At 66.8% G+C, this 26,364-nt stretch carries 21 protein-coding genes; 16 read left to right on the top strand and 5 right to left on the bottom strand.

What is annotated here, in order from left to right; genetic code table 11:
* Positions 1-37: 37 nt before the first annotated feature.
* Positions 38-1,948, bottom strand: a complete 1,911-nt coding sequence (locus JF52_RS0100740; protein ID WP_033104640.1) for an anthranilate synthase family protein — start codon at positions 1,946-1,948, stop codon at positions 38-40.
* Positions 1,949-2,183: 235 nt separating this feature from the next.
* On the opposite strand from JF52_RS0100740, the gene ispG reads away from it, so the two are divergent.
* Positions 2,184-3,335, top strand: a complete 1,152-nt coding sequence (gene ispG, locus JF52_RS0100735; RefSeq protein WP_188436842.1) for a flavodoxin-dependent (E)-4-hydroxy-3-methylbut-2-enyl-diphosphate synthase — start codon at positions 2,184-2,186, stop codon at positions 3,333-3,335.
* 25 nt (positions 3,336-3,360) lie between these two features.
* A complete protein-coding gene (locus JF52_RS0100730) occupies positions 3,361-4,257 on the top strand; it encodes an alanyl-tRNA editing protein (RefSeq protein WP_234000149.1) in 897 nt (298 codons plus the stop codon).
* A 60-nt stretch (positions 4,258-4,317) separates the two neighbouring features.
* Here JF52_RS0100730 and JF52_RS0100725 read toward each other — a convergent pair whose 3' ends face one another.
* Positions 4,318-5,757 carry an RNB domain-containing ribonuclease gene (locus tag JF52_RS0100725; RefSeq protein ID WP_033104637.1) on the bottom strand — a complete coding sequence of 480 codons (1,440 nt, stop codon included), beginning with the start codon at positions 5,755-5,757 and terminating at the stop codon, positions 4,318-4,320.
* A 52-nt stretch (positions 5,758-5,809) separates the two neighbouring features.
* On the opposite strand from JF52_RS0100725, the gene JF52_RS0100720 reads away from it, so the two are divergent.
* The 7 genes from JF52_RS0100720 (at position 5,810) to rbfA (ending at position 14,163) form a co-directional block, all read left to right on the top strand.
* The gene (locus JF52_RS0100720; protein WP_033104636.1) at positions 5,810-6,580 is read left to right on the top strand and encodes an isocitrate lyase/PEP mutase family protein; all 771 of its coding nucleotides are present in this window, start codon (positions 5,810-5,812) and stop codon (positions 6,578-6,580) included.
* A gap of 56 nt (positions 6,581-6,636) precedes the next feature.
* A complete protein-coding gene (locus tag JF52_RS0100715) occupies positions 6,637-8,394 on the top strand; it encodes a proline--tRNA ligase (RefSeq protein ID WP_033104635.1) in 1,758 nt (585 codons plus the stop codon).
* Between the two features lies 1 nt (position 8,395).
* Positions 8,396-9,436, top strand: a complete 1,041-nt coding sequence (locus tag JF52_RS0100710; protein ID WP_033104634.1) for an LOG family protein — start codon at positions 8,396-8,398, stop codon at positions 9,434-9,436.
* Positions 9,437-9,519: 83 nt separating this feature from the next.
* Positions 9,520-10,503, top strand: coding sequence for a transcription termination factor NusA (gene nusA / locus JF52_RS0100705; RefSeq protein ID WP_033104633.1), 984 nt, complete (start codon positions 9,520-9,522; stop codon positions 10,501-10,503).
* A gap of 41 nt (positions 10,504-10,544) precedes the next feature.
* Positions 10,545-10,817, top strand: coding sequence for a YlxR family protein (locus JF52_RS0100700; RefSeq protein WP_052166648.1), 273 nt, complete (start codon positions 10,545-10,547; stop codon positions 10,815-10,817).
* Positions 10,818-10,876: 59 nt separating this feature from the next.
* A complete protein-coding gene (gene infB, locus JF52_RS0100695) occupies positions 10,877-13,669 on the top strand; it encodes a translation initiation factor IF-2 (RefSeq protein ID WP_033104632.1) in 2,793 nt (930 codons plus the stop codon).
* Positions 13,670-13,731: 62 nt separating this feature from the next.
* Entirely contained in the window at positions 13,732-14,163 is a 432-nt protein-coding gene (gene rbfA, locus JF52_RS0100690; protein ID WP_033104631.1) for a 30S ribosome-binding factor RbfA, read from the top strand.
* A 12-nt stretch (positions 14,164-14,175) separates the two neighbouring features.
* Here rbfA and JF52_RS0100685 read toward each other — a convergent pair whose 3' ends face one another.
* Entirely contained in the window at positions 14,176-15,075 is a 900-nt protein-coding gene (locus JF52_RS0100685) for an HhH-GPD family protein (protein WP_307823386.1), read from the bottom strand.
* A 98-nt stretch (positions 15,076-15,173) separates the two neighbouring features.
* Between JF52_RS0100685 and truB the strand changes: the two genes are divergently transcribed.
* From truB to JF52_RS0100650, 7 genes are all read left to right on the top strand, one after another.
* Positions 15,174-16,064, top strand: a complete 891-nt coding sequence (gene truB, locus JF52_RS0100680) for a tRNA pseudouridine(55) synthase TruB (RefSeq protein WP_033104630.1) — start codon at positions 15,174-15,176, stop codon at positions 16,062-16,064.
* Entirely contained in the window at positions 16,061-16,429 is a 369-nt protein-coding gene (locus tag JF52_RS0100675; protein WP_033104629.1) for a hypothetical protein, read from the top strand. Before truB ends, JF52_RS0100675 begins: the two co-directional genes overlap by 4 nt.
* 74 nt (positions 16,430-16,503) lie before the next feature.
* Positions 16,504-16,914, top strand: a complete 411-nt coding sequence (locus JF52_RS0100670; protein WP_200880987.1) for a hypothetical protein — start codon at positions 16,504-16,506, stop codon at positions 16,912-16,914.
* Complete coding sequence (locus JF52_RS0100665; RefSeq protein WP_033104627.1) at positions 16,911-17,867, top strand: bifunctional riboflavin kinase/FAD synthetase; 957 nt, start codon at positions 16,911-16,913, stop codon at positions 17,865-17,867. The genes JF52_RS0100670 and JF52_RS0100665 overlap by 4 nt, the downstream gene beginning before the upstream one ends.
* A gap of 192 nt (positions 17,868-18,059) precedes the next feature.
* Entirely contained in the window at positions 18,060-20,195 is a 2,136-nt protein-coding gene (locus JF52_RS0100660) for a DEAD/DEAH box helicase (RefSeq protein ID WP_033104626.1), read from the top strand.
* 222 nt (positions 20,196-20,417) lie between these two features.
* The gene (locus tag JF52_RS0100655; RefSeq protein ID WP_033104625.1) at positions 20,418-21,446 is read left to right on the top strand and encodes a 6-phosphofructokinase; all 1,029 of its coding nucleotides are present in this window, start codon (positions 20,418-20,420) and stop codon (positions 21,444-21,446) included.
* Positions 21,447-21,520: 74 nt separating this feature from the next.
* Positions 21,521-23,014 (top strand): glycosyltransferase, encoded by a 1,494-nt coding sequence (locus JF52_RS0100650; protein WP_033104624.1) that lies wholly within the window; start codon positions 21,521-21,523, stop codon positions 23,012-23,014.
* On the opposite strand, the gene JF52_RS0100645 is transcribed toward JF52_RS0100650, so the two are convergent.
* On the bottom strand, positions 23,015-24,127 hold the full coding sequence (locus JF52_RS0100645) for an acyltransferase family protein (protein WP_033104623.1): 1,113 nt from the start codon (positions 24,125-24,127) through the stop codon (positions 23,015-23,017).
* Between the two features lie 39 nt (positions 24,128-24,166).
* Positions 24,167-26,278 (bottom strand): S9 family peptidase, encoded by a 2,112-nt coding sequence (locus tag JF52_RS0100640; RefSeq protein WP_033106129.1) that lies wholly within the window; start codon positions 26,276-26,278, stop codon positions 24,167-24,169.
* Positions 26,279-26,364 lie beyond the last annotated feature (86 nt).

The raw sequence follows: 26,364 nt of genomic DNA, 5'->3' as shown, positions 1-26,364 counted from the left end.
GAGACGGTGCGGAATCGTGACCGCATCAGCGCCTTTCTCAGGCGAACGCGTCCGTGATCAGGCGCTCCAGCGTTCGAATGCCGTCGCGCGACAGGATCGATTCGAGGTGCCCCTGCACCGATGCGAACGACGGCCCGCGCAGGGCATAGACGTCACCGGTCGTCGCGTCAGCAGACACCTCCGCTGCGCCTGCAGCGGTGGTTCCGGGGGAGACCCGAGCGGTGAAGGTGTTGTAGAAGCCGATCGAGGCGTCCTCACCGAACACCGGCACGACCTTCTGCAGGCCCTGGTGCGGCGAAGCCAGCGGCGCGAGTTCGATGCCGAGCTGGTCGGCCAGGATCTGGTGGCTGAGGCAGACCGCGAGCAGCGGCGCACTGTGACCCAGGCGGCGGGTGACGATCTCGTGCATGCGCGCTATGCGTGCGATCGTCGCATCACGAGGGTCGCCGGGGCCGGGGCCGGCGACGACAAGCTGGGCGGCATCGACATCCGCATCGGTCACGGCGTGCCAGGGCATGATCTTCGCGTCGAGTCCGAGGTGACGAAGCTGGTGGGCAAGCATCGTCGTGAAGCGGTCCTCGGCATCGATCACGAGCGCGCTGCGCCCTGCGAACGGTCCGGCGGAGCCGTCCTCCTGGGGATTCAGCCAGAACTCGGCCAGCCGTGAATTGCGAGAGGCGAGCAACTCGGCGACCTCGGGATCGTCGGCGAGGGAAGTCTCTGCTGCAGGAGCATCCGGGTCGAGTCTGGTCTCGGCGACGACGTCTCGAGCGATCGCGCCGATGGCGCCGAGCACTCCGGCCGCCTTGCCGTGCGTTTCGCTGACCTCGCCATACGGATCGGAGTGCCGCACGAGCGTCGCTCCGACGGGGACGCGGAGCTGCCCGTCCTCCAGATACACCGTGCGGATGAGGATCGGAGCGTCGACGTCGTGGCCGCCCTCGGCGTTCGGGGTGAAGAGCGCCGCGACGCCCGAGTAGTAGCCGCGCGGCTTGGTCTCGTGACGGCGGATGACCGCACAGGCGTTCTGCATCGGCGAACCGGTCACGGTCGGGGCGAACATGGTCTCCCGAAGGATGTCGCGCGGGTCGAGCCTGCTGCGCCCGCGCAGCATGTACTCGGTGTGGGTGAGCCGCGACATCTGCTTCAGGTGCGGCCCAGTGATCCGTCCGCCGTCGGAGCACACGGCGCTCATCATCTTCAGCTCTTCGTCCACCACCATGAAGAGCTCCTCGGTCTCCTTGGTCGAGGAGAGGAACTCGATCAGCGTCTCCTTGGTCGCACCTCCTGACGGATGGCGGAAGGTGCCGGAGATCGGATTCATGGTGACGATGCCGTCACGGGCGACGACGTGCGCCTCAGGGCTCGCACCGACGGCGATGTGACCCGGCGTGATGACGGCGAATGTCCAATAGGCACCCCGCTCGTGCGTCAACAGCGCGCGGAACCAGGTGAGCGCCGCGGTACGTTCGGCATGCACAGGGTCATCGGAGCCGAGATCGACAGTGGCGGTGTAGTCGCGGCGAATGACGAAGTTCGCTCCCTCCCCACGTCCGATCTCGTCGGCTATCACGCGGGTCACGACCTGTGCGTAGTCCTCATCGCTGATGTCGAAGCCGGCGTCCTTCAGTGGCACAGCATCCTGCGGCAGCGCCTCCACGACATCGGGAAGGGGAAGATGCTCGTGACGGTCGACGACCAAGCAGCGCAGCGGAGTACCGTCATCCTGTGCTTCGAAGCCGCGCTCGCGCACCTGACGGTACGGCACCATCGCGAAGACCTCGCGGGAGACGCCCTCGAGCGAGAGGGGGATGTCAGCGAGCAGATCGACGTCTTCGATGTCACCCGTGAGCAACTCGACGCTCTGAGCTCCGTCCCGTGCGATGAGCACGAACGACGCGTCTGGATCATGCACGAGTGCGGCGAGCAGGGCTGCGGTATCGGTCATCGAGGTCTCCTGTGCAGGGCTCCGGCTCGGCTCAACGAAAAGACCGCCCCGGAGGCGGTCTGGATTCGTGGGAACGCGAACACACCGCCTAAGAGGCGGGCCACCAGGTGAAATTCGCGAGCATGGGCCGAAACTATCACAATGCGGCCGCCTGCTCAGACGCCCCAGCATCCGAAACCTGCCGCATGGAGCCGGGTTCCAGCCTCCGGTCGCCGCGGCGGCGTAACCTGGGTACGTGCCTGCAGTGAATCTTGGGATGCCGCGCGTCCCCGAAGTCCTGAGTCCTCGACGCAAGTCCCGACAGATCAGTGTCGGAAAGGTGCTCGTGGGCGGTGACGCTCCCGTCAGCGTTCAGTCGATGACGACGACGAAGACGACCGACATCAACGCGACGCTCCAGCAGATCGCCGAGCTCACCGCCTCCGGATGCGAGATCGTGCGCGTCGCCGTGCCGCACCAGGACGACGCGGATGCACTGAAGATCATCGCGATGAAGAGCCAGATCCCCGTGATCGCCGACATCCACTTCCAGCCGCGCTACATCTACACCGCGATCGATGCCGGCTGTGGCGCCGTGCGCGTGAACCCGGGCAACATCCGCGAGTTCGACGGCAACGTCGGCAAGATCGCCGAAGCGGCCAAGGCTGCCGGGGTCTCGCTCCGCATCGGCGTGAACGCCGGCTCCCTCGACAAGCGCATCCTGCAGAAGCACGGCAAGGCCACCGCGGAGGCACTGGTGGAGAGCGCCGTATGGGAGGCATCGCTGTTCGAGGAGCACGACTTCCACGACTTCAAGATCTCGGTCAAGCACAACGACCCGGTCGTGATGGTCAAGGCATATCGCCTGCTCGCCGAGCGCGGCGACTGGCCCCTGCACCTCGGTGTCACCGAGGCGGGGCCCGCTTTCCAGGGCACGATCAAGTCGGCGACCGCGTTCGGTATCCTCCTGTCCGAGGGCATCGGCGACACCATTCGCGTCTCGCTGTCGGCTCCGCCCGCGGAAGAGGTCAAGGTCGGGCACCAGATCCTGCAGTCGCTGAACCTGCGCGAGCGCAAGCTCGAGATCGTCTCCTGCCCGTCGTGCGGACGTGCTCAGGTAGATGTCTATACACTGGCGGACAACGTGACAGAGGGCCTGAAAGACATGACAGTGCCGCTTCGCGTCGCCGTGATGGGCTGCGTCGTCAACGGTCCCGGCGAGGCCCGCGAAGCCGACCTCGGCGTGGCATCCGGCAACGGCAAGGGCCAGATCTTCGTCAAGGGCGAGGTCATCAAGACCGTCCCGGAAGCCGACATCGTCGCGACCCTGATCGAAGAGGCGAACCGCATCGCCGCCGAGATGGGCCCGGATGCCAAGACCGGCACGGCGCAGGTCGTCACGGTCTGATCCGGACAGCACGAAGGAGACGAAGTTGTCCGATACTCCGGCACCCGTGCAGAGCATGGGGGCGACGAACGTCACCTTCGCATCCGGTGCCGTCAGCGGCGAAGGCATCATCACACGCGTTGAGCGGATGCCGTCCGGCGCCGTGGTCGTAGTCGATGAGACGCCCTTCCATCCGGTGGATCACACCTGGCCGGATCAGCCAGGGGATGCCGGTGAGCTGAGCTCCGGCGATGAGCACGTCGCTGTCACCGAGGCAGTGATGGCGGCCGTCAGCGATGCGGGCGAGTTCGCACTGGGCGCGGGGATCCCGGTGAAGCGCGGCGTCGAGGGATGGACGTGGCTCGTCGCCCACCGCCTCGACCGCGAAGCGCCGGACTGGCTCGCAAAAGGTACTGAGGTGCGTCTTGAAGTCGATGCCCGCCGCCGCGCGGGGCTGAGCCGGGGACACACCGCGTGCCACCTCGCCTCGCTGGCGCTCGACCTTGCGGTTGCTGATCTGTGGCGCAAGGATCCTGGCACGGATGCGCTGGGCTCGCCTGACTTCGAGAGGCGCGCGAATCAGACCAGCCGCATCGACGAGGACGGCAGCGTCGACGAATACCGCCTCGGCAAGAGCCTCCGCAAAGCAGGATTCGACACTGAGACATTCGCCGGGTCTCTTGCTGAACGCGAGGATGCCATCAACGCGAAGCTTGCGGAGTGGGTGGCGTCAGGTGGTGCGAGTCGGATCGAGGTCGATGGACCCAGCATCATCGATCGTCGCCGCTGGCGCTGCGAACTGCCAGAGGGCGAGGCCGTGATCCTGTGCGGCGGCACTCACGTCGCTTCGCTTTCGGAGTTCTCGAGCATTTCGGTCTCGCTCGACGTCAGCGACCCGCAGCTGCTCGTGATGAAGACGTCGGTCACTTCCGCAGTTGCCTGAAGCGCCTCCCGCTACGGGGTACAGTCACCAGCCGCGCGCCGGCATCCCGCCAGTCGGCCGTCAACGACCCGTCACGGGTGCATCCGCTCCGGCGAACTCCACCTCGCCCTTGCCGATATCCGAACGCACCAGGCGAACCGACACCGTGTCACCGGGCTTCGCACCCGCAGGCAGAGGAGCGGATGCCGTCACGGCAGGATCCGCGATCTGAATCGTGGCGCGATTCTCCCGAACCTCGATCACGGTGGCCTCGATCGTCGAACCGACCAGCGGTGCCAGCAGAGCAGCCTCCACGCGGTTGACGGTGTCGGCGTTCAGCCTGGAGGCGCGCTGGCCCGATGCCTGCATCAGCGCCGGCAATTCCTCGAGCGACTCGCGCACCCACGCGGGAACCTCTTCGCCGCGTGACACTGCGAGACAGATCGCGAGCGCCCAGCGATCCACCAGTCGCCGCAGGGGAGCGGTGGCATGCGCATACGGTGCCGCGATGGCCGCCTGCTCGATATCGGCGGGGACCGAGCCGTCGAACGTCACATAGCCCGCACCGCGGAACAGCGACGCCGCGGCCTCCAGAACCGGCTGCGTGAGCGGGTCGTCACGATCGAGAGAACGGAGGTACTCGCCGTACTCACCGTCCTTCCACGGCCGTCCCAGCGCCTCGGTCTGCAGACGGAATGCCCTGAACGCCTTCTCGTCCGGCTCCGGCATCGTGCGCAGTACTCCCACCTCGGCGTCGATCATCAGCGATGCCGCGGCCATCCCGGTCATGAGCGACAGCTGCGCGTTCCAGTCTTCGAGGGGGAGCGGATGCCGACGGTCGATGTCGTACGTGCCGTCATCGCGCTGCACGACCTCCGAATCGGGAAGGTTCAGGCTGGCGCCTCCGCGCTGCGCCTCGAGTTCCTGACGCAGTCCTCCGATCACGGGAAGCAGTGCAAGAGGAGACTCGTCGCCGCGGTCGAGCGCTTGCTGCGCACTCTCGTAGTCGAGTTGCGCGCGCGATCGGATGAGTGCGCGTTCCAGCCGGAACTCCGACACGACGCCGGCCTCGTCGAGCTCGAATGTCCACACGAGGGCTGGCCGGTCCTGCTCCGGCAGCAGGGACGCGCGATCCTCGCTGAGAACCCTCGGATGCAACGGGATCGACCCGTCTGCCGCATACAGGGTCTGACCGCGCTCACGGGCCGCGGCATCCACCGCCCCGCCGGGCGTGATGAAGGCTGGAACGTCCGCGATCGCGTAACGCACCTCGAAACCCGAGCCGCTTCGGGCGAGATGCATCGCCTGATCGAGATCCTTCGCGCCCAGCGGATCGAGTGTGACGAACGGGACGTCGCGCAGATCGAGATCGGGTTCCGGTGCGGTGGCGGCCTCGGATTCGGCCATGGCTTCCGGCGAGAACTCGGTGGGCGTGTCCAGGTCCTCGCGGAGCGCGGCGAGCGCGGCAGCGAGTTCGCTCTCGACGGCGGACGGAGCGATGTGTGATCGACGCTGAGGCATGACTTCAGCCTAAGCCGACCCGCGCCCGTGTCCGCGGTATTAGCGTTGAGCCATGACCACTGCAGACAAGGCTCAGAAGCTCGTCGACCTTTACAACGCACCGGAGATCCTCCGTGTCGTCAACGTGTGGGATGTGATCTCGGCGAAGGCTGTCGCCGACGTTTCGCAGACCACAGCCCTCGCCACCGCAGGGCACTCCATCGCCGCAACCTTCGGGTATGCCGACGGTCAGATCCCGCGCGAACTCATGCTCGACATGGTCGGCCGGATCGCGGCATCCACCGAGCTGCCCGTCTCCGCCGACCTCGATGACGGCTACGACGACGCGGGCGACACCACTCGTCTCGCGATCGCCGCCGGCATCGTCGGCGCGAACGTCGAAGACCGTCTGAAGCCGCTTGCAGAATCCGTCGCCGTCATGGCGGCGATCGTCAAGGCCGGCGAAGCGGAGGGCGTGCAGTTCGCGCTCAACGCCCGCACCGACGCCCTCGTGCGCGGCGGCGACCGCCCGATCGAGGCGAGCATTGCGGATGCCATCGAGCGCGGCCGCGCGTTCCTCGACGTCGGCGCGACCAGCGTCTTCGTTCCCGGCATCCTCGACACCGACGTCACGCGCCAGCTGGTCGAAGGCATCGGCGAGCGCAAGGTCAGCGTCATCGGCCTTCCAGGCGCCCTGACCGCCGCCGAGTACGAAGCACTCGGCGTGGCACGCATCTCGTACGGACCGATGATTCAGCGCGTCGCGCTCACGGCCGTGCAGGACGTGGCCAGTAGCCTGTACGCAGACGGCGTCATCCCCGCCAGCACCCGCGCGCTGAACTGATCGCAGCGCTGAACAGAAGTCCGAGAACGGGTGACCACGGTCACTAGACTTGACGCGTGGTCACTCGTCTCTCGAAATTCTTCCTCCGCACGCTCCGTGAAGACCCCGCTGAAGCGGAGGTCATCGGTCACAAGCTGCTGCTGCGCGCCGGGTACATCCGTCGCCAGGCCGCCGGCATCTTCGCCTGGCTCCCGCTGGGCCTGAAGGTCAAGGCGAAGATCGAGACGATCGTCCGTGACGAGATGGCGAACGCCGGCGCCCAAGAGGTGCATTTCCCGGCCCTCATGCCTCGTGAGCCCTATCAGGCCACCGGACGCTGGGATGAGTACGGCGACCTGCTGTTCCGTCTGCAGGACCGCAAGGACGCCGATTATCTGCTCGCACCCACGCATGAGGAGGCCTTCACCCTGCTGGTGAAGGACCTGTACTCGTCGTACAAGGATCTGCCGCTGACGCTCTACCAGATCCAGGACAAGTACCGTGATGAGGCGCGTCCTCGCGCGGGTCTGCTGCGCGGACGCGAGTTCACCATGAAGGACGCGTATTCGTTCGACGCCACAGACGAAGGACTCGACGTCAGTTACATGGCGCAGCGCGACGCCTACGAGCGCATCTTCCAGCGCCTCGGCCTGGAGTACGTGATCGTGCAGGCGGATGCCGGCGCCATGGGCGGCTCGCGCAGCGAGGAATTCCTGCACCCGACTCCCGTCGGCGAGGACACCTTCGTCCGCAGCGAAGGCGGCTACGCAGCCAACGTCGAGGCGTTCACCACTGCGGTCCCCGACGCCGTTCCGTTCGACGACGACGCCGCCGCCGCGACGATCTTCGACTCTCCGAACACCCCGACGATCGAGACGCTCGTCGCGCATTCGAACGCCGTGCTCGATGGCGACTACACCGCTGCCGACACTCTCAAGAACGTCGTGCTGGCGCTGACGCACCTGGACGGCACTCGCGAACTCGTAATCGTCGGCCTTCCGGGCGACCGCGAGATCGACGAGAAGCGCGCTGAGGTCGCGTTCTCTCCCGCTGAGGTCACCACTGCAACCGATGACGACTTCGAGAACAACCCGCTCCTCGTGAAGGGCTACATCGGGCCCTGGTCGCCCACCGGCGCCGTGTTGGGTGAGGAGTCGGCCACCGGTATCCGCTACCTCGTCGACCCCCGCGTCTCTGAGGGAACCCGCTGGATCACCGGCGCGAACATCGATCAGAAGCATGCCCACACCGTGATCGCCGGCCGTGACTTCGAAGCCGACGGCATCGTCGAGATCGCGAACGTCCGTGACGGAGACCCTGCACCCGATGGATCGGGCCCCGTCTCCCTCGCGCGCGGCATGGAGATCGGGCACGTGTTCCAGCTCGGTCGCAAGTACGCCGAAGCGCTGGGGCTCAAGGTCCTCAACGAGAACGGCAAGCTCGTCACCGTCACGATGGGATCGTACGGCATCGGCATCACTCGCATCCTCGCGATCATCGCCGAGCTGCACAACGATGACAAGGGCCTGATCTGGCCGGCGTCGGTCGCGCCGTTCGACGTGCACGTCGTGGCGGCCGGTCGCGATCAGATCGCATACGACGTCGCCGAGAAGGCCTCGGCTGATCTCGAGGCCGCCGGGCTCGACGTGCTCTACGACGATCGTCCGAAGGTGTCGCCAGGTGTGAAGTTCGGCGACGCCGAGCTGGTCGGCGTCCCGCGCGTGCTCGTGATCGGACGCGGCGCCGCTGACGGCCAGGTGGAATTCTGGGATCGTCGCACGGGGGAGCGCGACACGCTCTCGCTCGACGACGCTATCGGGAGATTGACCTCCTGACATGAGCGACGCGCAGCCGGACCAACTCACCGCGGCGGTCGATGAGATCATGGCCGATGCCGGGATCACGAGGAACCGTTCGCTGATCCGACGGATGCTCAGCACCGGCATCCTGCTCGGCCAGGAGGACACCGACCGCCTCGATCTCAAGATCGCCTCGGCGGCGCTCGTCGAGATGCGCGATGCCTTCCGCCTGTTCCAGCCGTACGCCGACGTGCCGAAGGTCACGGTGTTCGGCTCGGCCCGCACCACACAGGACGACCCGCTGTATGTGCAGGCGCGTTCGGTCGCATCCGTGCTGGCGGAGCGCGGCTGGATGGTCGTCACCGGCGCAGGGCCCGGCATCATGCAGGCGGCCGCCGAGGGTGCGGGGGAGAAGATGGCGCTCGGCGTGTCGATCCGTCTTCCGTTCGAGGAGAAGCCGGATGCCGTCGTCGCCGATGACACGCACCGCGTCGAGATGAAGTACTTCTTCACCCGCAAGCTCATGCTCGTCAAGGAATCCACCGGCTTCATCTGCCTCCCCGGCGGCTTCGGCACCTTGGACGAGATGTTCGAGCTGCTGACGCTGCAGCAGACCGGCAAGGCGGAGCCCATGCCGATCGTGCTGCTCGACCAGCCGGGCGGCACTTTCTGGAAGGGCCTCGAGCGATTCGTCGTCGAGAGCCTGATCCCGGCACGTGTCATCTCGGCCGACGACTTCGACCGTGTGCTCGTGACCGACTCCGCCGAGGAGGCGGTCGCCGAGATCACCGGTTTCTGGCGCAACTACGACTCGTTGCGGTGGGCCGATGATGTGCTGGTGCTGCGGCTCAAGAACACGCCGACGGATGCCGAGATCGAAACGCTGAACGATGAGTTCGCGTCGCTGCTGGTCGGCGGTCGGATCGAGTCGACAGGAGCACTCCCGATCGAGCAGGCCGACCACGACCGCGTCGACCTGCCTCGACTCGCGCTGCGTCTGCGCCAGCGGGAGGTCGGTGGCCTCTACCGCCTCATCGACGCGATCAACGCACTCGGCTCCGCACGCTCCGACGGCTGACACCCTCGTCTGCTCGAGCGGGTATCGTAGTACGGTGCCGCGCGTGCAGGATGCTGCGGCGAGAGCTGAATAGGGAGGCCGTTATGGACATCGAATTGGGGCTGCTGCGCGGGATCGAGAAGGAGAAGGCGATTCCCTTCGACGAACTCGTCGCGATCATCGAGCAGGCCGTTCTGACGGCATACGGCAAGCACGTCTCGGAAGAGGGCACCATCCCTGAGGGCGTCCGCGTCGAACTCGACCGCAAGACCGGTCACGTGGCCGTGCTGCAGCCGGTCAAGGACGACGACGGCGCCATCATCGGTGAAGAGGACGCCACCCCTGACGACTTCGGCCGTATCGGAGCCTTCGCCGCCAAGCAGGTCATCAGCCAGCGTCTGCGCGACATCGCCGATGAAGCCGTGCTCGGCGAGTTCAAGGGCAAAGAAGGCGACATCGTCGCCGGCGTCATCCAGCAGGGTCCGAACCCGCGCATGATCCACGTCGACCTCGGCAGCGTCGAGGCCATTCTCCCGCCCGAGGAGCAGGTGCCCGGCGAGGACTACGCCCACGGCTCCCGCCTGCGCGTCTACGTCACCGCGGTCGCGAAGGGTCTCAAAGGACCGCAGATCACCGTCTCGCGCACCCACCCGGGGCTCGTGCGCAAGCTGTTCGCGCTCGAGGTGCCCGAGATCGCCGCCGGGCTCGTCGAGATCGTCTCGCTCGCCCGCGAAGCCGGTCACCGCACCAAGATCGCCGTCAGGTCGGACGATCCTTCCATCAACGCGAAGGGCGCATGCATCGGAGAACTCGGTCGTCGAGTGCGGGCCGTCACGGAAGAGCTGTCGGGGGAGAAGATCGACATCGTCGACCACGATCCCGATCTCGCCACCTTCGTCGCCCATGCGCTCTCGCCGGCCAAGGTCACGAGCTCGTTCGTACTGGATGCGAACACCAAGGCCGTGCGCGCTCTTGTGCCCGACTACCAGTTGTCGCTCGCGATCGGCAAGGAGGGCCAGAACGCCCGGCTCGCGGCCAAGCTGACCGGCGCGAAGATCGACATCCAGCCAGACAGCATCTTGGACTGACGGCGGGGGCTTGGAGTTGCCACCCACCGCCGCGGTGTAAGATGGAACCTGTACGAACGTGCGTCGGTTGTCGCGTGCGTGCTTCCCGATCCGCTCTTCTCAGAGTGGTTTCCCATGACGGCGTCCTCATCATCGATGAGCGTGCCGTGATGACAGGGAGGGGCGCCTGGCTGCATCCGACGCAGGAATGCATGGCTGCCGCACTGCGGCGCCGCGCTTTCGCACGAGCCCTCCGTGTGTCCGAACCACTGGACACGCAGACCATCGAGAAACGGCTGAATGGCTATGGAAACAAAGTGAACGGCTCGAAATGAGACCCGTCCGCAACTAGTGGTCTGCCCTGCCTGGGTAGACCGACCCAGACAGGAGAATTGTGGCTGCCAAACCACGCGTACACGAGATTGCCGCTGAGCTCGGCGTCGACAGCAAGTTCGCACTCGCAAAGCTGAAGGAGCTCGGCGAGTTCGTCAAGAGCCCTTCGTCGACCATCGAGCCCCCAGTGGCTCGCAAGCTCCGTGCGGCCATCGAGGCCGACAGTGCTTCCAAGCCCAAGGCTGAAGAGAAGCCTGCCGCTGCGGCGAAGCCCGCAGCCGCGAAATCCGGTGCGGCCAAGCCCGGTGCTGCGACGCCAGGGCCGAAGTCCCCGACGCCGGGCCCCAAGCCCGGCCCGAAGCCGGCGCCCGAGCCTGCACCCGCAGAAGCGCCGGCTGCAGAAGCACCAGCACCGGCTGCAGAAGCATCCGCTGCTCAGGCACCCGCTGCTGCCGAGGCTCCCGCAGCTGCGAAGCCCGTTGCGGATTCCGACGACAAGGGCGGCGCCCCCAAGCCCGGAGCCCCCCGCCCCGGCAACAACCCGTTCTCGTCCGCGCAGGGCATGGGCCAGCGCCCGGCCGGCCCGCGTCCGGGCAACAACCCCTTCGCATCCGCTCAGGGCATGGGCCAGCGCCCGACGCCTGGTAACATCCCGCGTCCGCAGGCTCCGCGTCCAGGAGCACCCCGCCCGGGCGCTCCGCGTCCGGGGGCCCCGCGTCCCGGTGCTCCGCGCTCCGGCGGTCCCGGTCGTCCCGGTGGTGCACCGTTCCAGCAGCGCTCAGGCGGCCCCGGTCGTCCAGGCGCCGGTGCAGGCGCACCAGGCGGCGGTCCCGGTGCTCGTCCCGGCGGCGGCTTCGCTGGTCGTCCAGGCGGCGGCGGTGGCCGTGGTCGTGGACCCGGCGGTGGAACCGCAGGCGCCTTCGGTAAGGGAGGCGGCAAGTCCAAGCAGCGCAAGTCGCGTAGGGCGAAGCGGCAGGAGTTCGAAATGCGGTCGGCTCCGGTCGTCGGTGGCGTCAACGTCACCCGCGGCAACGGAGAGATCATCCGCATGCGCCGCGGCGCATCGATCGCAGACTTCGCCGACAAGATCGAGACGCTGACCGGCTACACCGTGCAGCCCGGAACCCTTGTCACGATCCTCTTCAACCTCGGCGAGATGGCCACGGCCACCGAGTCGCTAGACGAGGCGACCTTCGAGGTCCTCGGCGAGGAGCTCGGCTACAAGATCCAGATGGTCTCGCCCGAGGACGAGGACAAGGAGCTCCTCGAGGGCTTCGGTCTCGATCTCGCCAAGGAGCTCGAAGAGGAGAGCGAGGACGACCTCGAGATCCGTCCGCCGGTCGTCACCGTCATGGGTCACGTCGACCACGGTAAGACGCGCCTCCTCGACGCGATCCGTCAGACCAACGTCATCGAGGGTGAGGCCGGAGGCATCACCCAGCACATCGGTGCCTACCAGGTGTGGACCGAGCACGAGGGCCACGAGCGCGCCATCACCTTCATCGACACCCCCGGGCACGAGGCGTTCACCGCCATGCGTGCCCGTGGTGCGCAGGTCACCGACCTCGCGATCCTGGTGGTCGCGGCCGACGACGGCATCATGCCGCAGACGGTCGAGGCGCTCAACCACGCCCAGGCCGCCGGCGTCCCGATCGTGGTCGCGGTGAACAAGGTCGACAAGCCGGACGCCAACCCGGTGAAGGTTCGTCAGCAGCTGACCGAGTACGGCCTCGTCGCAGAGGAGTATGGCGGAGACGTCATGTTCGTCGACGTCTCGGCGCGTGCAGGCACCGGCATCCAGGAGCTTCTGGACGCTGTTCTGCTCGCGGCCGACGCGGGCCTGGACCTCACCGCGAACCCGAACAAGTCCGCACGTGGAGTCGCCATCGAGGCGAAGCTCGACAAGGGACGCGGTTCGATCGCGACAGTGCTCATCCAGTCCGGAACGCTGCGCGTCGGTGACTCGATCGTCGCAGGCACCGCCTACGGCCGAGTCCGTGCGATGCTCGACGAGAACGGCGAAGCAGTCGACGAGGCATACCCGTCCCGTCCGGTGCAGGTGCAGGGTCTCAACTCGGTGCCGCGCGCCGGTGACGTCTTCATCGTCACCGAAGAGGACCGCATGGCTCGCCAGATCGCTGAGAAGCGTGAGGCCGTCGAGCGCAACGCCCTGCTGGCCAAGGCTCGCAAGCGCATCTCGCTCGAGGACTTCACCCGTGCTCTCGAAGAGGGCAAGGTCGAGACGCTCAACCTCATCATCAAGGGTGACGTCTCCGGTGCCGTCGAGGCGCTGGAGGAGTCGCTGCTCAAGATCGAGGTCGACGACACTGTGCAGCTGCGCATCATCCACCGCGGTGTGGGTGCTGTCACCGAGTCGGATGTGAACCTGGCGACGATCGACAACGCGATCATCGTGGGCTTCAACGTCCGCCCCGACCCCAAGGCCCGTGAGGCTGCGGCTCGTGAGGGCGTGGATGTCCGGTTCTACTCGGTCATCTACTCCGCGATCGATGAGATCGAGAGTTCACTCAAGGGCATGCTCAAGCCGGAGTTCGAAGAGATCCAGTCCGGTGTCGCCGAGATCCGCGAGGTGTTCCGCTCCTCGAAGTTCGGCAACATCGCCGGTGTCATCGTGCGATCGGGAACGATCACGCGAAACGCCAAGGCTCGCATCATCCGCGACGGGGTCGTGCTCGCCGATGGCCTCGCCATCGAGTCGCTGCGCCGATTCAAGGATGACGTCACCGAGGTGCGCACGGACTACGAGGCCGGTATCGGCCTCGGCAAGTTCAACGACATCCAGATCGGCGACGAGATCGAGACCACCGAACTGGTCGAGAAGCCTCGCGGCTGATCTGATCAAATATGAGGGGCGCCCACGGGCGCCCCTCATTCGTCACACGGAAGAAGAAGGAAATGGCTGGAGAACGACAGGCACGCCTGGCGGATCGGATTCGCGTCATCCTGGCGGAGCGTCTCGAGAAGGGCCTGCGCGACCCGCGGCTCGGCTTCGTGACCATCACCGACGTCCGCGTCTCCGGTGACCTGCAGCACGCATCGGCGTTCTACACCGTGCTCGGCACCGACGAGGAGAGAGCATCCAGTGCTGCGGCACTCGCCTCTGCGACCGGCATGCTGCGCAGCGAAGTCGGAAAGCAGCTGAGCACTCGTCTGGTGCCGACCCTGGAGTTCATCCCCGATGCGCTTCCGGAGAACGCCGACAACATCACTGCGCTGCTTCACCAGGCGCAGATGCGAGACGCCGAGGTGGCCAAGCTCGCATCATCAGCCACGCACGCCGGCGACGCCGACCCGTATGTGCGCGCCGATGAGGACGACCAGCAGTAGTCCGCCCGCCGGTCAATGCGGCAGCCGGAGCGACTGCTCCGACGCCTCGGCGAGTCCGTCTGCGATCAGGGAATCGATCGCGCGGTCGCGCTGTGCGCCGTCCCGCCAGTCGTGAATGACCTCATCGAGCGGCATCTCACCGGCATCCGAGTGGCGCAGCGCCTTCAGCACCGCGCCACGGGCCTGCCGATCCGAGCCTTCGTATCGCGCCTGCCGCCGGCGTCCGTCGCCGGTGTCCGGGCGTCCGGATGAGAGCCACGTGCACTGCGTCGCCAGTGGGCACACCTCGCACTTCGGCGCGTGCGCAGTGCACACCGTCGCACCGAGTTCCATCATCGCGGCGTTGAAGACCGCCGACTCGTCGTCGGCGTGCGGCAGCAGCGCATCCATAGCCACGAGATCACGGCGCGCGGCCGGCCCCGGTTGAGACCTACCGTCCACGGCGCGTGCGATGACGCGACGCGTGTTGGTGTCGACGACCGGATGCCGGTCGCCGAAAGCGAACGCTGCGACCGCCCGAGCCGTGTAGTCGCCGATGCCCGACAGCGCGAGCAGAGCGTCGACGTCCCGTGGGACGTCCCCACCGTGACGCTCGGAGATCTCGATCGCGGCGCGGTGCAACCAGAGTGCGCGGCGGGGGTAACCCAGATTCGCCCACTGCATCACGACCTCTGCCGGCGTCGCAGTCGACATCGCGGTCGGTGTCGGCCACCGCCCGAGCCAGGCCTCGAGATGAGGGATCACCCGGTTCACCGGTGTCTGCTGCAGCATGAACTCGCTGACCAGCGTTCCCCATGCACCGAATTGCACATGGAACTCGGGCCGGCGCCACGGGAGATCCCTGGCACCCGAGCGATACCAGTCCGCGAGCACCGGAGACAGGTGCGGGGGAGGTGTCGAGATGGCTTGCACCTCACCAGCCTATGTCGACGGACACGGCGGCGATCTTCATCGGTCGCGGGACCGACACGGCGATCAGACGACTGCCGCAGTCTCGGTAGGCTGGGGGGATGGTCGCACCCGGCATCCTCCTCGTCGACAAGCCCGGTGGGCTCACCAGCCACGATGTGGTCGCGCGTACGCGTAAGGCGTTCGGCACACGCAAGATCGGGCACGCAGGCACCCTCGATCCGATGGCGACCGGTCTGCTGGTGCTCGGCATCGAAGGCGCCACCCGGCTCCTCACGTACGTCGTCGGCGCCGACAAGACCTACGTGGCGACGATCCGGCTCGGGCAGGCGACGGGCACGGACGACGCAGAAGGCGAGATCACCCGCGCAGCAGACGCCGCCGACGTCGATGCAGTGGCGGGCGAGCAGATCCGCGCCGGGATCGCCGCGCTCACCGGCGAGATCTCCCAGGTGCCCAGCGCTGTGTCTGCGATCAAGGTCGATGGTCGTCGGGCCTATGACCTCGTTCGCGCCGGCGAACAGGTGGAGCTCAAGGCGAGGGTGGTCACGGTCTCGAGATTCGACGTCATGGATGAGCGTCGCGGTGACGGTCTCATCGATCTCGACGTGGTGGTGGACTGCTCATCGGGCACATACATCCGTGCACTCGCCCGCGACCTGGGGGATGCGCTCGGCATCGGCGGACACCTCACCGCTCTCCGCCGTACGCGGATAGGACCTTTCGAGGTCGCGGGCGCCGTCGACATCGATTCCCTTGCCGAGGCGGAGACGCTGACGCCCGCCGCAGCGGCGTCGACCATCATGCAGCCGCTCGAGGTCTCTGCAGACGATGCACGAGACCTGCGGCACGGAAAGCGACTGGGAGATCAGGCCGTCAGACTCGAAGGTGCTCTTGCCGCGGCGATCGATCCCGAAGGCGGACTCGTCGGGATCGTGCAGAAGCGCGGCGGCGACCTCAAGAGCGTCATGAACATGCCGGAGGCACGATGATCATCTGGTTCACCACGTTGCAGATCGTGGTCGCCGTGGCAGCCGGCGCGTTCTGCGCGATTGCCGGCCTCGCGGGCCGGCGTCCGAGCGACTTCTCCGTCGGCGCGCTCGCGCTCGTCGAGGTCCTGCTGATCGGGCAGATCGTCATGGCGATCGTCGCACCGTTCGCCGGAAACCCGCCATCGGGCGATCCGCTGGAGTTCTGGGTCTATCTCGTGTCGGCCGCATTGCTGCCGATCGGCGGTGTGATCTGGGCGCTGCTCGAGCGCAGCCGCTGGAGCACCGTCATCCTCGGCGTCATCGCCCTCGCCGTCGCCATCATGCTCTGGCGGATGCAGGTGATCTGGACCGTGCAGGTCGGCTGAGCGTGCGGCCATCGAGCATTCCTCGCGCGCTTAGAATGGAGGATGCTATGAGCACCACTGCAACCCGCAATCAGATGACCGGCATAGGCCGCGTCCTCGTCATCGTCTACGCCGTGATGGCGCTGGCTGCCACCGGCCGCAGCTTCGTGCAGATCGTGCGGAAGTTCGACGAGGCGCCACTGGCGTACTCGCTCTCGGCGATCGCCGCCGTCGTGTACATCCTCGCGACGCTGGCACTGGTGCTCGCCGGCCGACGCGGCTGGTACACGGTGGCCTGGGTCGCGATCGTCTTCGAGCTGGTGGGCGTGCTCGTGGTCGGGGTGCTGAGTCTTGCAGTTCCAGAGCTGTTCCAGCACGACTCGGTCTGGTCGGTGTTCGGCCGCGGCTACCTGTTCATCCCGCTGGTTCTGCCGATGTTCGGCATCTGGTGGCTGCGCACGCATCGCCCTGTCGATGCGGCACGCACCGCGGAGGTGATGGCGTGATCGTCTTCCGCGACCCGAGCGAGGTGCTGGCCGATTTCGGTCCCTCAGTCGTCGCGATCGGCAAGTTCGACGGCGTGCACGCCGGACACCGTGCGGTGATCGAGCGTCTCATGGCGGATGCCGCGGCATCCGGGGCCCGCGCCGTCGCGGTCACGTTCGACCGGAACCCGCTCGCGCTGCTGCGACCGGAGATCTGCCCGGAGAACGTGGTCTCGGTGGAGCGCAAGCTCGAGCTGCTCGGCGAACTCGGACTCGAGGCGACGCTGCTGCTGACGTTCGATCGCGAACTGGCCTCGCGCACGCCGGTCGAATTCGTGGAGAAGATCCTGGTCGACGCGCTGCACGTGTCCACCGTGCTCGTGGGACGCGACTTCCGGTTCGGGCACAAGGGAGCGGGCACCCCCGACCTCCTGCGCGAGCTCGGGCCGCAGTACGGCTTCACGGTTGACGTGGTCGAGGACGTTTACGTCGAGGGCTCCGAGCGCCGCGTCTCATCCAGTTGGATACGCGAACTGCTCGCCGAGGGTGATGTGAACAAGGCCGAGGCGGTCCTCGGGCGCTCGGTCGACGTGCGCGGCGAGGTCGTGCACGGACTCAAGCGCGGGCGTGAGCTGGGCTTCCCCACGGCGAACCTGTCGGCGAGTGTCGATTCGCTCGTGCCGGCGGACGGCGTGTACGCGGGATGGCTGGTGGATCGCGACACGGACATCAGATATCCGGCGGCGGTCTCGGTCGGGACGAACCCGACCTTCGACGATGTCCTGGTGCGTCAGGTCGAGGCGCATGTGCTCGATGAGGACTCCCTCGACCTCTACGGGCACGACGTCACTGTGGAGTTCACCGAGCGCCTTCGCGGCATGGTCGCATTCGAGGGCATCGATGCGCTCATGGCGCAGATGGCGGCCGATGTGGTGGCAGCTCGCGCCCTTCTGACGGGTGACGTGCGGGCATAGTCGTCCGCCGAGCGATGATTTGCCGCGAGAATGACGTAAACTTCTCGCAGAGTCGTTTTCAGAGCGCGCCACACCGGCACCAGGAGAACGACCGCACAACGTTCGCACGGTCCTGGCTGGCGCCACACGCGGACGACTCGTACGGCACGAACCGACCTTCACGGCGGTTCGGTATTCACGCTCAGGAGGAGCATGCCGACTACGGCAACCGCCGCCACGCGGCGCAAGAAGACGTCACGTCGTGATGACGACGCCCCGCTGATCCCGATCCTCGCCCGCAAGGTGCGCGAGATCGAGGCCAAGGCTCAGCGCGGAAAGCTCGGGCCGACGAACCGGGTGAAGTTTCAGGTGATCGCCTTCCTGGTGCGCGAGGAGCGCGCCAGAGTGAAGACGGATGCCGCGTTCGTGGACTCGACACGCGCCGAACTGCTCAAGCGGCTCGACGGCGTCGCGACGATCCTCGCCAAGACCGCCGCGCGCGACACCTCTCTCATCCAGTTGCTCGAGGCGGACTCGGCCACCAGCCCGGTGGCCAAGCGCATGCGTCGCGACTGGCTGCTGGAGTCCGGCGCCGAGCTCGCACCGGAAGAGCTCATCATCACCGACATCGCGCCGGTGCAGGCCCCCGTGGTACCGGCGGCACTGGCCGAACGCCAGGTGATCCCGGCCGCGGTGGAATCACGACAGCTCGCGAACCCTTTCCTGGCACCCGACCTCACGCCCCGGCGCCAGACGGCCCCGCGGCGCAGGCTCGACGACTGGGAGCTGATGGGCCCTCTGTACAAGGCGTTCGAGACAGGTGCAGGCGGGTCGGCAGCGACCATGGAGCTCCCGCCGACACCTGAGTACGATCACATCTCGCCCAGGGGCCTCGAGGTCATGGTGCACCAGTCGCGATTCCTCGAATCCGTGCGTGCAGGTCACCGCAGCTTCCTCCTGGCGGACGAGCCGGGCCTCGGCAAGACCGCGCAGTCGGTTCTCGCCGCATCCATCGCCGATGCATACCCCCTCCTCGTCGTCGTGCCGAACGTGGTGAAGATGAACTGGGCTCGAGAGGTCGAACGCTGGACCCCGCAGCGCAAGGCCACCGTGATCCAGGGCGACGGTGCCGATATCGACGCGTTCGCCGACGTCTTCATCGTGAACTACGAGATCCTCGACCGTCACCTGTCGTGGCTCAGTTCGATCGGGCTCAAGGGCATGGTCGTGGATGAGGCGCACTTCATCAAGAACCTCTCCTCGCAGCGTTCGCAGAACGTGCTCGCGCTGGCCTCGCGCATCCGTGAGCGCTCCCACGACCCGCTCATGATGGCGCTCACCGGTACGCCGCTGATCAACGACGTCGAGGACTTCGACGCGATCTGGCGTTTCCTCGGCTGGACCACAGGCGACAAGCCAGGCGTGGAGCTGATGGAGAAGCTCGATGCCACCGGACTCACACCCGCAGACAAGTCCTTCTACGCCGAGGCGCGCGATGCCGTCATCTCGATGGGTATCGTCCGACGCAAGAAGAAGGACGTCGCCGCCGACCTTCCGGACAAACTGATCGCAGACCTGCCCGTGCAGCTGGACGACGAGTTCGGCCGCGGCATCCGACAGGCCGAGCGCGAACTGGGGGAGCGGCTGGCCGCGAAGTATCGTCGCATCCTGCAGGCCCGTGGCGATCGAGGGCTGGAGCCCGGTGAGATCGACGAGGACATCGTCCGTCTCGTGGCGCACAATGAGCTCGAGGAGTCGAGGGCCGCGGGAACCGGCGGAGACAACGTCTTCACGATGGTCCGCAAGATCGGTCAGGCCAAGGCCCAGCTCGCGGCGGATTACGCCGCCCAGCTTCAGCGGTCGGTCGGCAAGGTCGTCTTCTTCGCCAAGCACATCGACGTCATGGACCAGGCCGAGGCGCACTTCAGGGCATCCGGCATCCGCTACGTCTCGATCCGCGGCGATCAGACGACACCGGCACGACAGCAGGCGATCGACGACTTCAACGCAGATGAGAGCGTCGGCATCGCGGTGTGCTCGCTCACCGCCGCCGGCGTCGGTCTCAATCTGCAGGCGGCGTCCAACGTCGTCCTCGCAGAGCTGAGCTGGACCGCCGCAGAGCAGACGCAGGCGATCGACCGCGTGCACCGCATCGGGCAGGACGAGCCGGTCACGGCATGGCGGATCATCGCCGCGCACACGATCGACACCAAGATCGCCGAGCTCATCGATCAGAAGCAGGGCCTCGCGGCCAGGGCGCTGGACGGCGAAGCGGTGCTCGAGACCCCGAGCGAGTCCGTGCAGCTGGCGGCGCTCATGCACCTGCTTCGGCAGGCGCTCGGCGTCTGACGCGCGGAAGCGTCGCGGCGGAGGGTTAAGAAACACGGTTCTTGAGCGTCGTTTCCGGGTGAATCAGCGACGTTCGCAGAAGATCGGCATGCTCGCGTTTCCGGCGCTGCAAGATCATCGGTTTTCGCGACCCCTGGAATGGCATCCGCCGGTGATGCCCACTAGGGTCGAGAGCAGGCAGCGTCGCCCGTCCCCCTCCCGAAAACGTCTGAAGGCACCAGCATGAAGATCGGCATCCTCACCAGCGGCGGCGACTGCCCCGGACTCAACGCGGTCATCCGCGGCATCGTGCTCAAAGGCACGACTTCGTACGACCTGGAGTTCGTCGGAATCCGCGATGGGTGGCGCGGCGTCGTCGAGGGCGATTTCATGCCTCTCACGCGTCACGAGGTCAAAGGGCTCTCCAAGGTGGGCGGGACGATCCTCGGAACCAGCCGCACCAACCCCTATGAGGGCGAGCGCGGCGGCGCGGAGAACATCGCCAAGACGCTCTACGGCCACAAGATCGACGGGATCGTCGCGATCGGCGGCGAGGGCACTCTGGCTGCGGCGGACCGGCTGGCCAAAGACGGGCTGAACGTGCTCGGCGTGCCCAAGACGATCGACAACGACCTGCGCGCGACGGACTACTCATTCGGCTTCGACACCGCTGTGAACATCGCGACGGATGCGATGGATCGCCTGCGCACCACCGGCGATTCGCACCAGCGCTGCATGGTGGCCGAGGTCATGGGCCGCCACGTCGGCTGGATCGCGCTGCACGCCGGTATGGCGGCCGGTGCACACGTGATCTGCATCCCCGAGGTGCCGATGTCGATCGACGAGATCGCCGAACTCGTCACCAGCGCACACGACCGCGGCCGGGCGCCGCTCGTCGTCGTGTCGGAAGGCTTCAAGCTCGAGGGCATGGACGAGGCGTTCAGCGACAAGGGCATGGACGCGTTCAACCGTCCGCGCCTCGGCGGGATCGGCGATCAGCTCGCCCCCGCGATCGAGCGCATCACCGGCATCGAGACCCGTGCGACGATCCTCGGGCACATCCAGCGCGGCGGTTCGCCGTCCGGCTTTGACCGGGTGCTCGCGACTCGGCTCGGCCTGCACGCGGCTGACGCGATCGTGGAGGGCGCCTGGGGCAAGATGGTCGCGATGAAGGGGACCGACATCGTGCGAGTACCGTTCGAAGAGGCGCTCGGCGAGCTCAACACCGTTCCGCGCTACCGCTACGACGAGGCTGCCGCGCTGTTCGGCTGACAGCCGCGAAGCACTCAGGCTGCGCACAGGCGGCCCACAGGAGCGACGAAAGCTCACCACCTATCGTCGGTTCGATGATGCGCGCCGATTCACGTCTTCCGCACGGCAGGCACTTCGCCCTCACGTGGGGGATCAGCGACCACTACGGCGGCATGACGAACGCCATGTTTCGTCGCTCGCGATCGTTCAGGCGGATCGGCGGGGTCGATGTGGACATCCTCACGCTCGACGATCGTCCCGACTATGCCGAGCTCGATGAGCGCCTCCGTGCTGCGGGGGAGCTGATCGACGGGCTCAGGATCCGCAACATCTGGGATGAGCTGCGCCGGCGCACGCCGCCCGCGAAGGGCACTGACATCGACCCGGTGGCGCTGCTCGTACCGGCCGACGATGACGTCGTCCACGAGCGCGACGGCGTGGTGCTGTCGAGACGGCGCTCCAGGGCCGACGGCGCGCCGACAGCAGTCGATCGGTTCCGGTCGGACGGAACCCTTCTCGCCACCGAGCGAGCAGACACCCCGTCGCGCCGCATCGTGTTGTACGCGGAGGACGGCACTCCCGTCCGTGCATGGAAAACGAGCTGGACTCTCTACCGCTGGTGGTTCGACCGTCTGACCGCCGGCAAGACGAGCTACATGCTGGTGGACTCGAAGACCGCTGCGCGCTGCGTCGCCGGATACCGGAGAGAGAACGTGACGACCGTGCACATCGTGCATGCATCGCACCGGCTCGGTGGACGAGCAGAGACGCTGCGATCGTCGCGTGCCTCAGTGCTGCGTCGCGCGGGGGACTACGACGACATCGTGGTGCTCACCGAGAGGCAGCGCGACGACCTGGTCGACGATCTCCGGGCATTCGATGTCACGGCCAGGGTCCGTGCCATCCCGAACGAGGCGGAGTTCCTGCCGCATTCCGGACGACCGCGTTCGAACACGTACGGCGTCGTCGTCGCGTCGCTCGAGACCCGCAAGCGACTCGAGCACGCAGTGGATGCCGTCGCCAGGGCGAGGGAACTCGATCAGCGGATCGAGTTCGACGTCTTCGGCGACGGCCCTCGCGAGAGTGACATCCGCAGACGTGTCAGGACGCTCGGTGTCGAGGAGCACGTTCGTCTGCGCGGCTTCGACCCCGAAGCACGCGGCGTGTTCCAGGTGGCCGGATTCAGCCTGCTGACATCCACGTCCGAGGGGCTCCCGCTGGTGCTGATCGAGAGCATGGCGGCGGGCTGCATCCCGATCGCATACGACATCCGGTACGGACCGGCCGACATGATCCGCGACGGTGTCGACGGCTTCGTCGTTCCGGAACGGGACATCGAGAAGATGGCGCAGCGGATCGTGGAGCTGCAGTCGATGCCTGCGGCCAGGATCGAGGCGATGCGCAGACGTGCGATGGCCAGGGCCGCCGAGTTCTCAGACGTGGCGGTGACTCGTCAGTGGGCGCGTGAGCTGCGCTCGGCATTCGACGCGAAGCGGATCGAATCCGCGCGGGAGCTGCCGGTGCGGGTGCGACTGCGCCGACGTGCAGGGGTTCTGCGGCGACGGATCCAGTGGATGACAGGACGCTGATCAGGCGGTGCGCGGCTCCAGTCGTTGAGCGACGTACCCTCCGACCCGTCGCGCGATACGGTGCGATGGACGCTCGGCCCACCGGTAGAACGCGGCGGCGACGGCGAGCGAGACCGGCACGCCGATCAGGCATACCAGCCACCACTGCTCGCGTCCGAGCAGATAGCCGAGGGTGCCGAGGATCGGCGCGTGCACCAGGTACAGGCTGAAGGAGACCTTTCCCAGCCAGAGCGCGGTCGGTCGTTCGCATCCGCGGCGCAGCCTCGGCCACACGATCACAAGCAGCACTATGAGGGCGGCTCCCACACCGGCGAGCCCCCACAGCACATCGGCGATGCCGGAGTCGTTTTCGACGAAGGGCCGTGCAAGCCAGCTGGCGATGAGCAGCACTCCCGCGAGCACGGCCAGAGCCGGCCACAGCATCCGCGTGTGCACACGCTGTGCGAAGGCGCGGATGCCATCGAGATTGATCGCGATGATCGTGCCGAGGAGGAACACGGGGAAGTACACCAGTGCATCCATCTCAAGCATCCTGCCCGCGACGGTGGCACCGGCGGCGAGGGCCGCGAGATAGGGACTGGCCCGCCGGAATCGGATCGCGATCCACACGAACACCGGCAGCAGCAGGGAGAAGAACAGCTCCCAGCGCAACGACCACAGCACGTTGTCGATGTCGTAGGACTCCCGCAGGAGCGACGCCTCCGTCAGAAGGGAGACCGGAGTGACCGTGGTCGCCTGTGCATCTCGCAGCCATGTCCCGGTCGGCATCGTCGCCGGATCGCGGGGAATCGCGATGATCAGGACGGCCGCGAGGATCAGTGCGCCGAAGACCGGCAGGTACAGCCGCAGCAGGCGCGACGGGTAGTAGCGCGTCCACGTGAAGTCGGAGCGCAGTGCGGGCAACGCGACGACCAGACCGGACAGGGCGAAGAACACCAGCACCGACTCCGTGCCGGGAAACAAGATCTTGAGCGGACTCTGCGTCAGCCACGCCCACGTCGTCTCGCTCAGCTCGGGTCTGGCGATGAGGGTGAGGTGATAGAGCACGACGGCGAGAGACGCGAATCCTCTGAGCCCATCGAGACCTGTGATTCTGGCGGAGGTGTCGGACATCCCGCGCCATGCTAGACGCCCGATCTGCGAGCGCCCTGATCAGTCGGTGGGCGTCTTCTCAGCGAGACCGAGGGCGTCGAGCATCCAGGCGAGCTCGAATGCACGCTCCTTCCAGGCGTTGTACCTGCCGCTCACACCGCCGTGCCCGGCCGCCATCTCGCACTTGAGCAGAACGTCGTCCGCCCCGGCCTCGCGAAGACGCGCGACCCATTTCGCGGGCTCCACGTAGAGCACCCGAGTGTCGTTGAGCGATGTCATCGCGAGGATGCGCGGGTAGGCGACGCCGTCCTGCACGTTCTCGTACGGCGTGTACGACTTCATGTAGGCGTAGACGTCTGCGTCGTGCAGCGGGTCGCCCCATTCGTCCCACTCGATGACGGTGAGGGGGAGTGAGGGATCGAGGATGCTGGTGAGAGCGTCGACGAACGGAACGGATGCCAGGATGCCGGCGAACCGCGAAGGGGCGATGTTCGCGACGGCTCCCATCAGCAGACCGCCGGCGCTGCCGCCCTCCGCGACCATGCGCTCCGCGGTGGTGATGCCTTCGGCGATGAGGTGCTCCGCACAGGCGACGAAGTCCGTGAACGAGTTGCGCTTGTTGAGCATCTTGCCGTCGTCGTACCAGCCGCGACCCATCTCGCCGCCGCCGCGCACGTGTGCGACGGCGAAGATCACACCCCTGTCGAGTTCCGACAGGCGGGCGACGGAGAAGCCGGGGTCGATCGAGTGCTCGTACGACCCGTAGCCATAGAGGTGCACGGGCCGGATGTCGTCTCCAGGCGCGCCGAACGCCTTCTTCCACACCAATGAGATCGGAACCTGAGTACCGTCCGGGGCAGCCGCCCAGGCGCGCTCCTGGTCGTACTCGGCGGCGTCGTAACCCCCGAGCACCAGCTGGCGCTTGCGCAGCACGAGTTCCCGCGTCGACAGATCCAGGTCGTAGACCGTGCTCGGGGTGACGAACGAGGTGTACCCCAGGCGCAGGAACGGCGAGTGCCATTCCGGATTGCCCGACGGCCAAGCGGAGAACAGCGGCTCGTCGAAGCGGAGCTCTTCCACGCTGTCGTCGGCGTACTCCAGCATGCCGATGCGCTCGAGGCCCTCGCTGCGGTAGCCGACGACGGCGAAGTCGCGGAAGCAGTCGACGCCGAGGATGCGTCGCCCTGCCTCGTGCGCCATCACGACGTGGCGGGCGCCCTGCGGGTCATCTGCGGCGACCGAGACGAGTTCGAAGTCGACGGCATCCTGATTGTGCAGGATCAGCAGCCGATCGTCGCCGTCGATCACGGCGTGCTCGAGCGAGTACTCGACGCCCTCCGTGCGCGGCCAGACGAGTCGCGGTTCCGCGGTGATGTCACCGCGGAGATCGACGAGGTACTCCTCGCTCGTGATGCTGGATCCGACCCCGATCACGAGGTATCGCCTGCTTCGGGTGATGCCGGCACCCAGCCAGAAGCGCTCATCGCCCTCGTGGAACAGCTTCACGTCGTCTTCGACGGGAGTGCCGAGCAGGTGCATCCACAGCGTGTCCGGGCGCCACGCCTCGTCGCGGGTCGTGTAGATGATGCCGGTGCCGTCAGGCGTGAAGAACCCGCCGCCGGTCTTGGGGATCTCATCGGAGAGCGTGTCGCCGCTCACCAGATCGCGCACCTTGATCGTGTACAACTCATCGCCCTCGTAGTCGGGCGCCCACAGCATCCTGGTCCCGTCATCCGAGGTGTCGAAGGCGCCGAGCGAGAAGAACTCGTGGCCTTCCGCTTCGACGTTGCCGTCCAGAAGGATCTGCTCGCCGGGAACAGGCACGCCTGGTTCGAGCACCGGGGGAGTCCAATCGTCCGCTCCGGCTGCGGCGCGGCACTGGATGCCGTACTGCGAGCCCTCCTCGCTGCGGCTGTAGTACCACCAGTCGCCCTTGCGAGTGGGGACGGACAGGTCCGTCTCCTGCACGCGGCCCTTGATCTCCTGGAACAGCGTCTCGCGCAGTTCCTCGAGATGTGCCGTCGCGCTGTCGGTGTGCGCGTTCTCTGCCTCGAGGTGCGCGATGACCTCTGCCGAATCCTTCTCCCGCAGCCACTCGTACGGATCGTCGAACGTGTCTGCGTGGTGAGTGCGGATGTGGGAACGGCGAGCTGCGATGGGGGCGTTGGTCACCACACCACGCTAACCCAGGTCGAGTTGACCGGAGTCGAGCAGGGTGCAAGGATTTGTCGGGGCCGGTTAACGGAAGTCAAACCCAC

The sequence above is a fragment of the Microbacterium profundi genome, from assembly GCF_000763375.1.
Lineage (GTDB): Bacteria > Actinomycetota > Actinomycetes > Actinomycetales > Microbacteriaceae > Microbacterium > Microbacterium profundi.
Note: the sequence above shows the minus strand (reverse complement) of the source record. Positions and strands in the feature narration are given on the sequence as shown.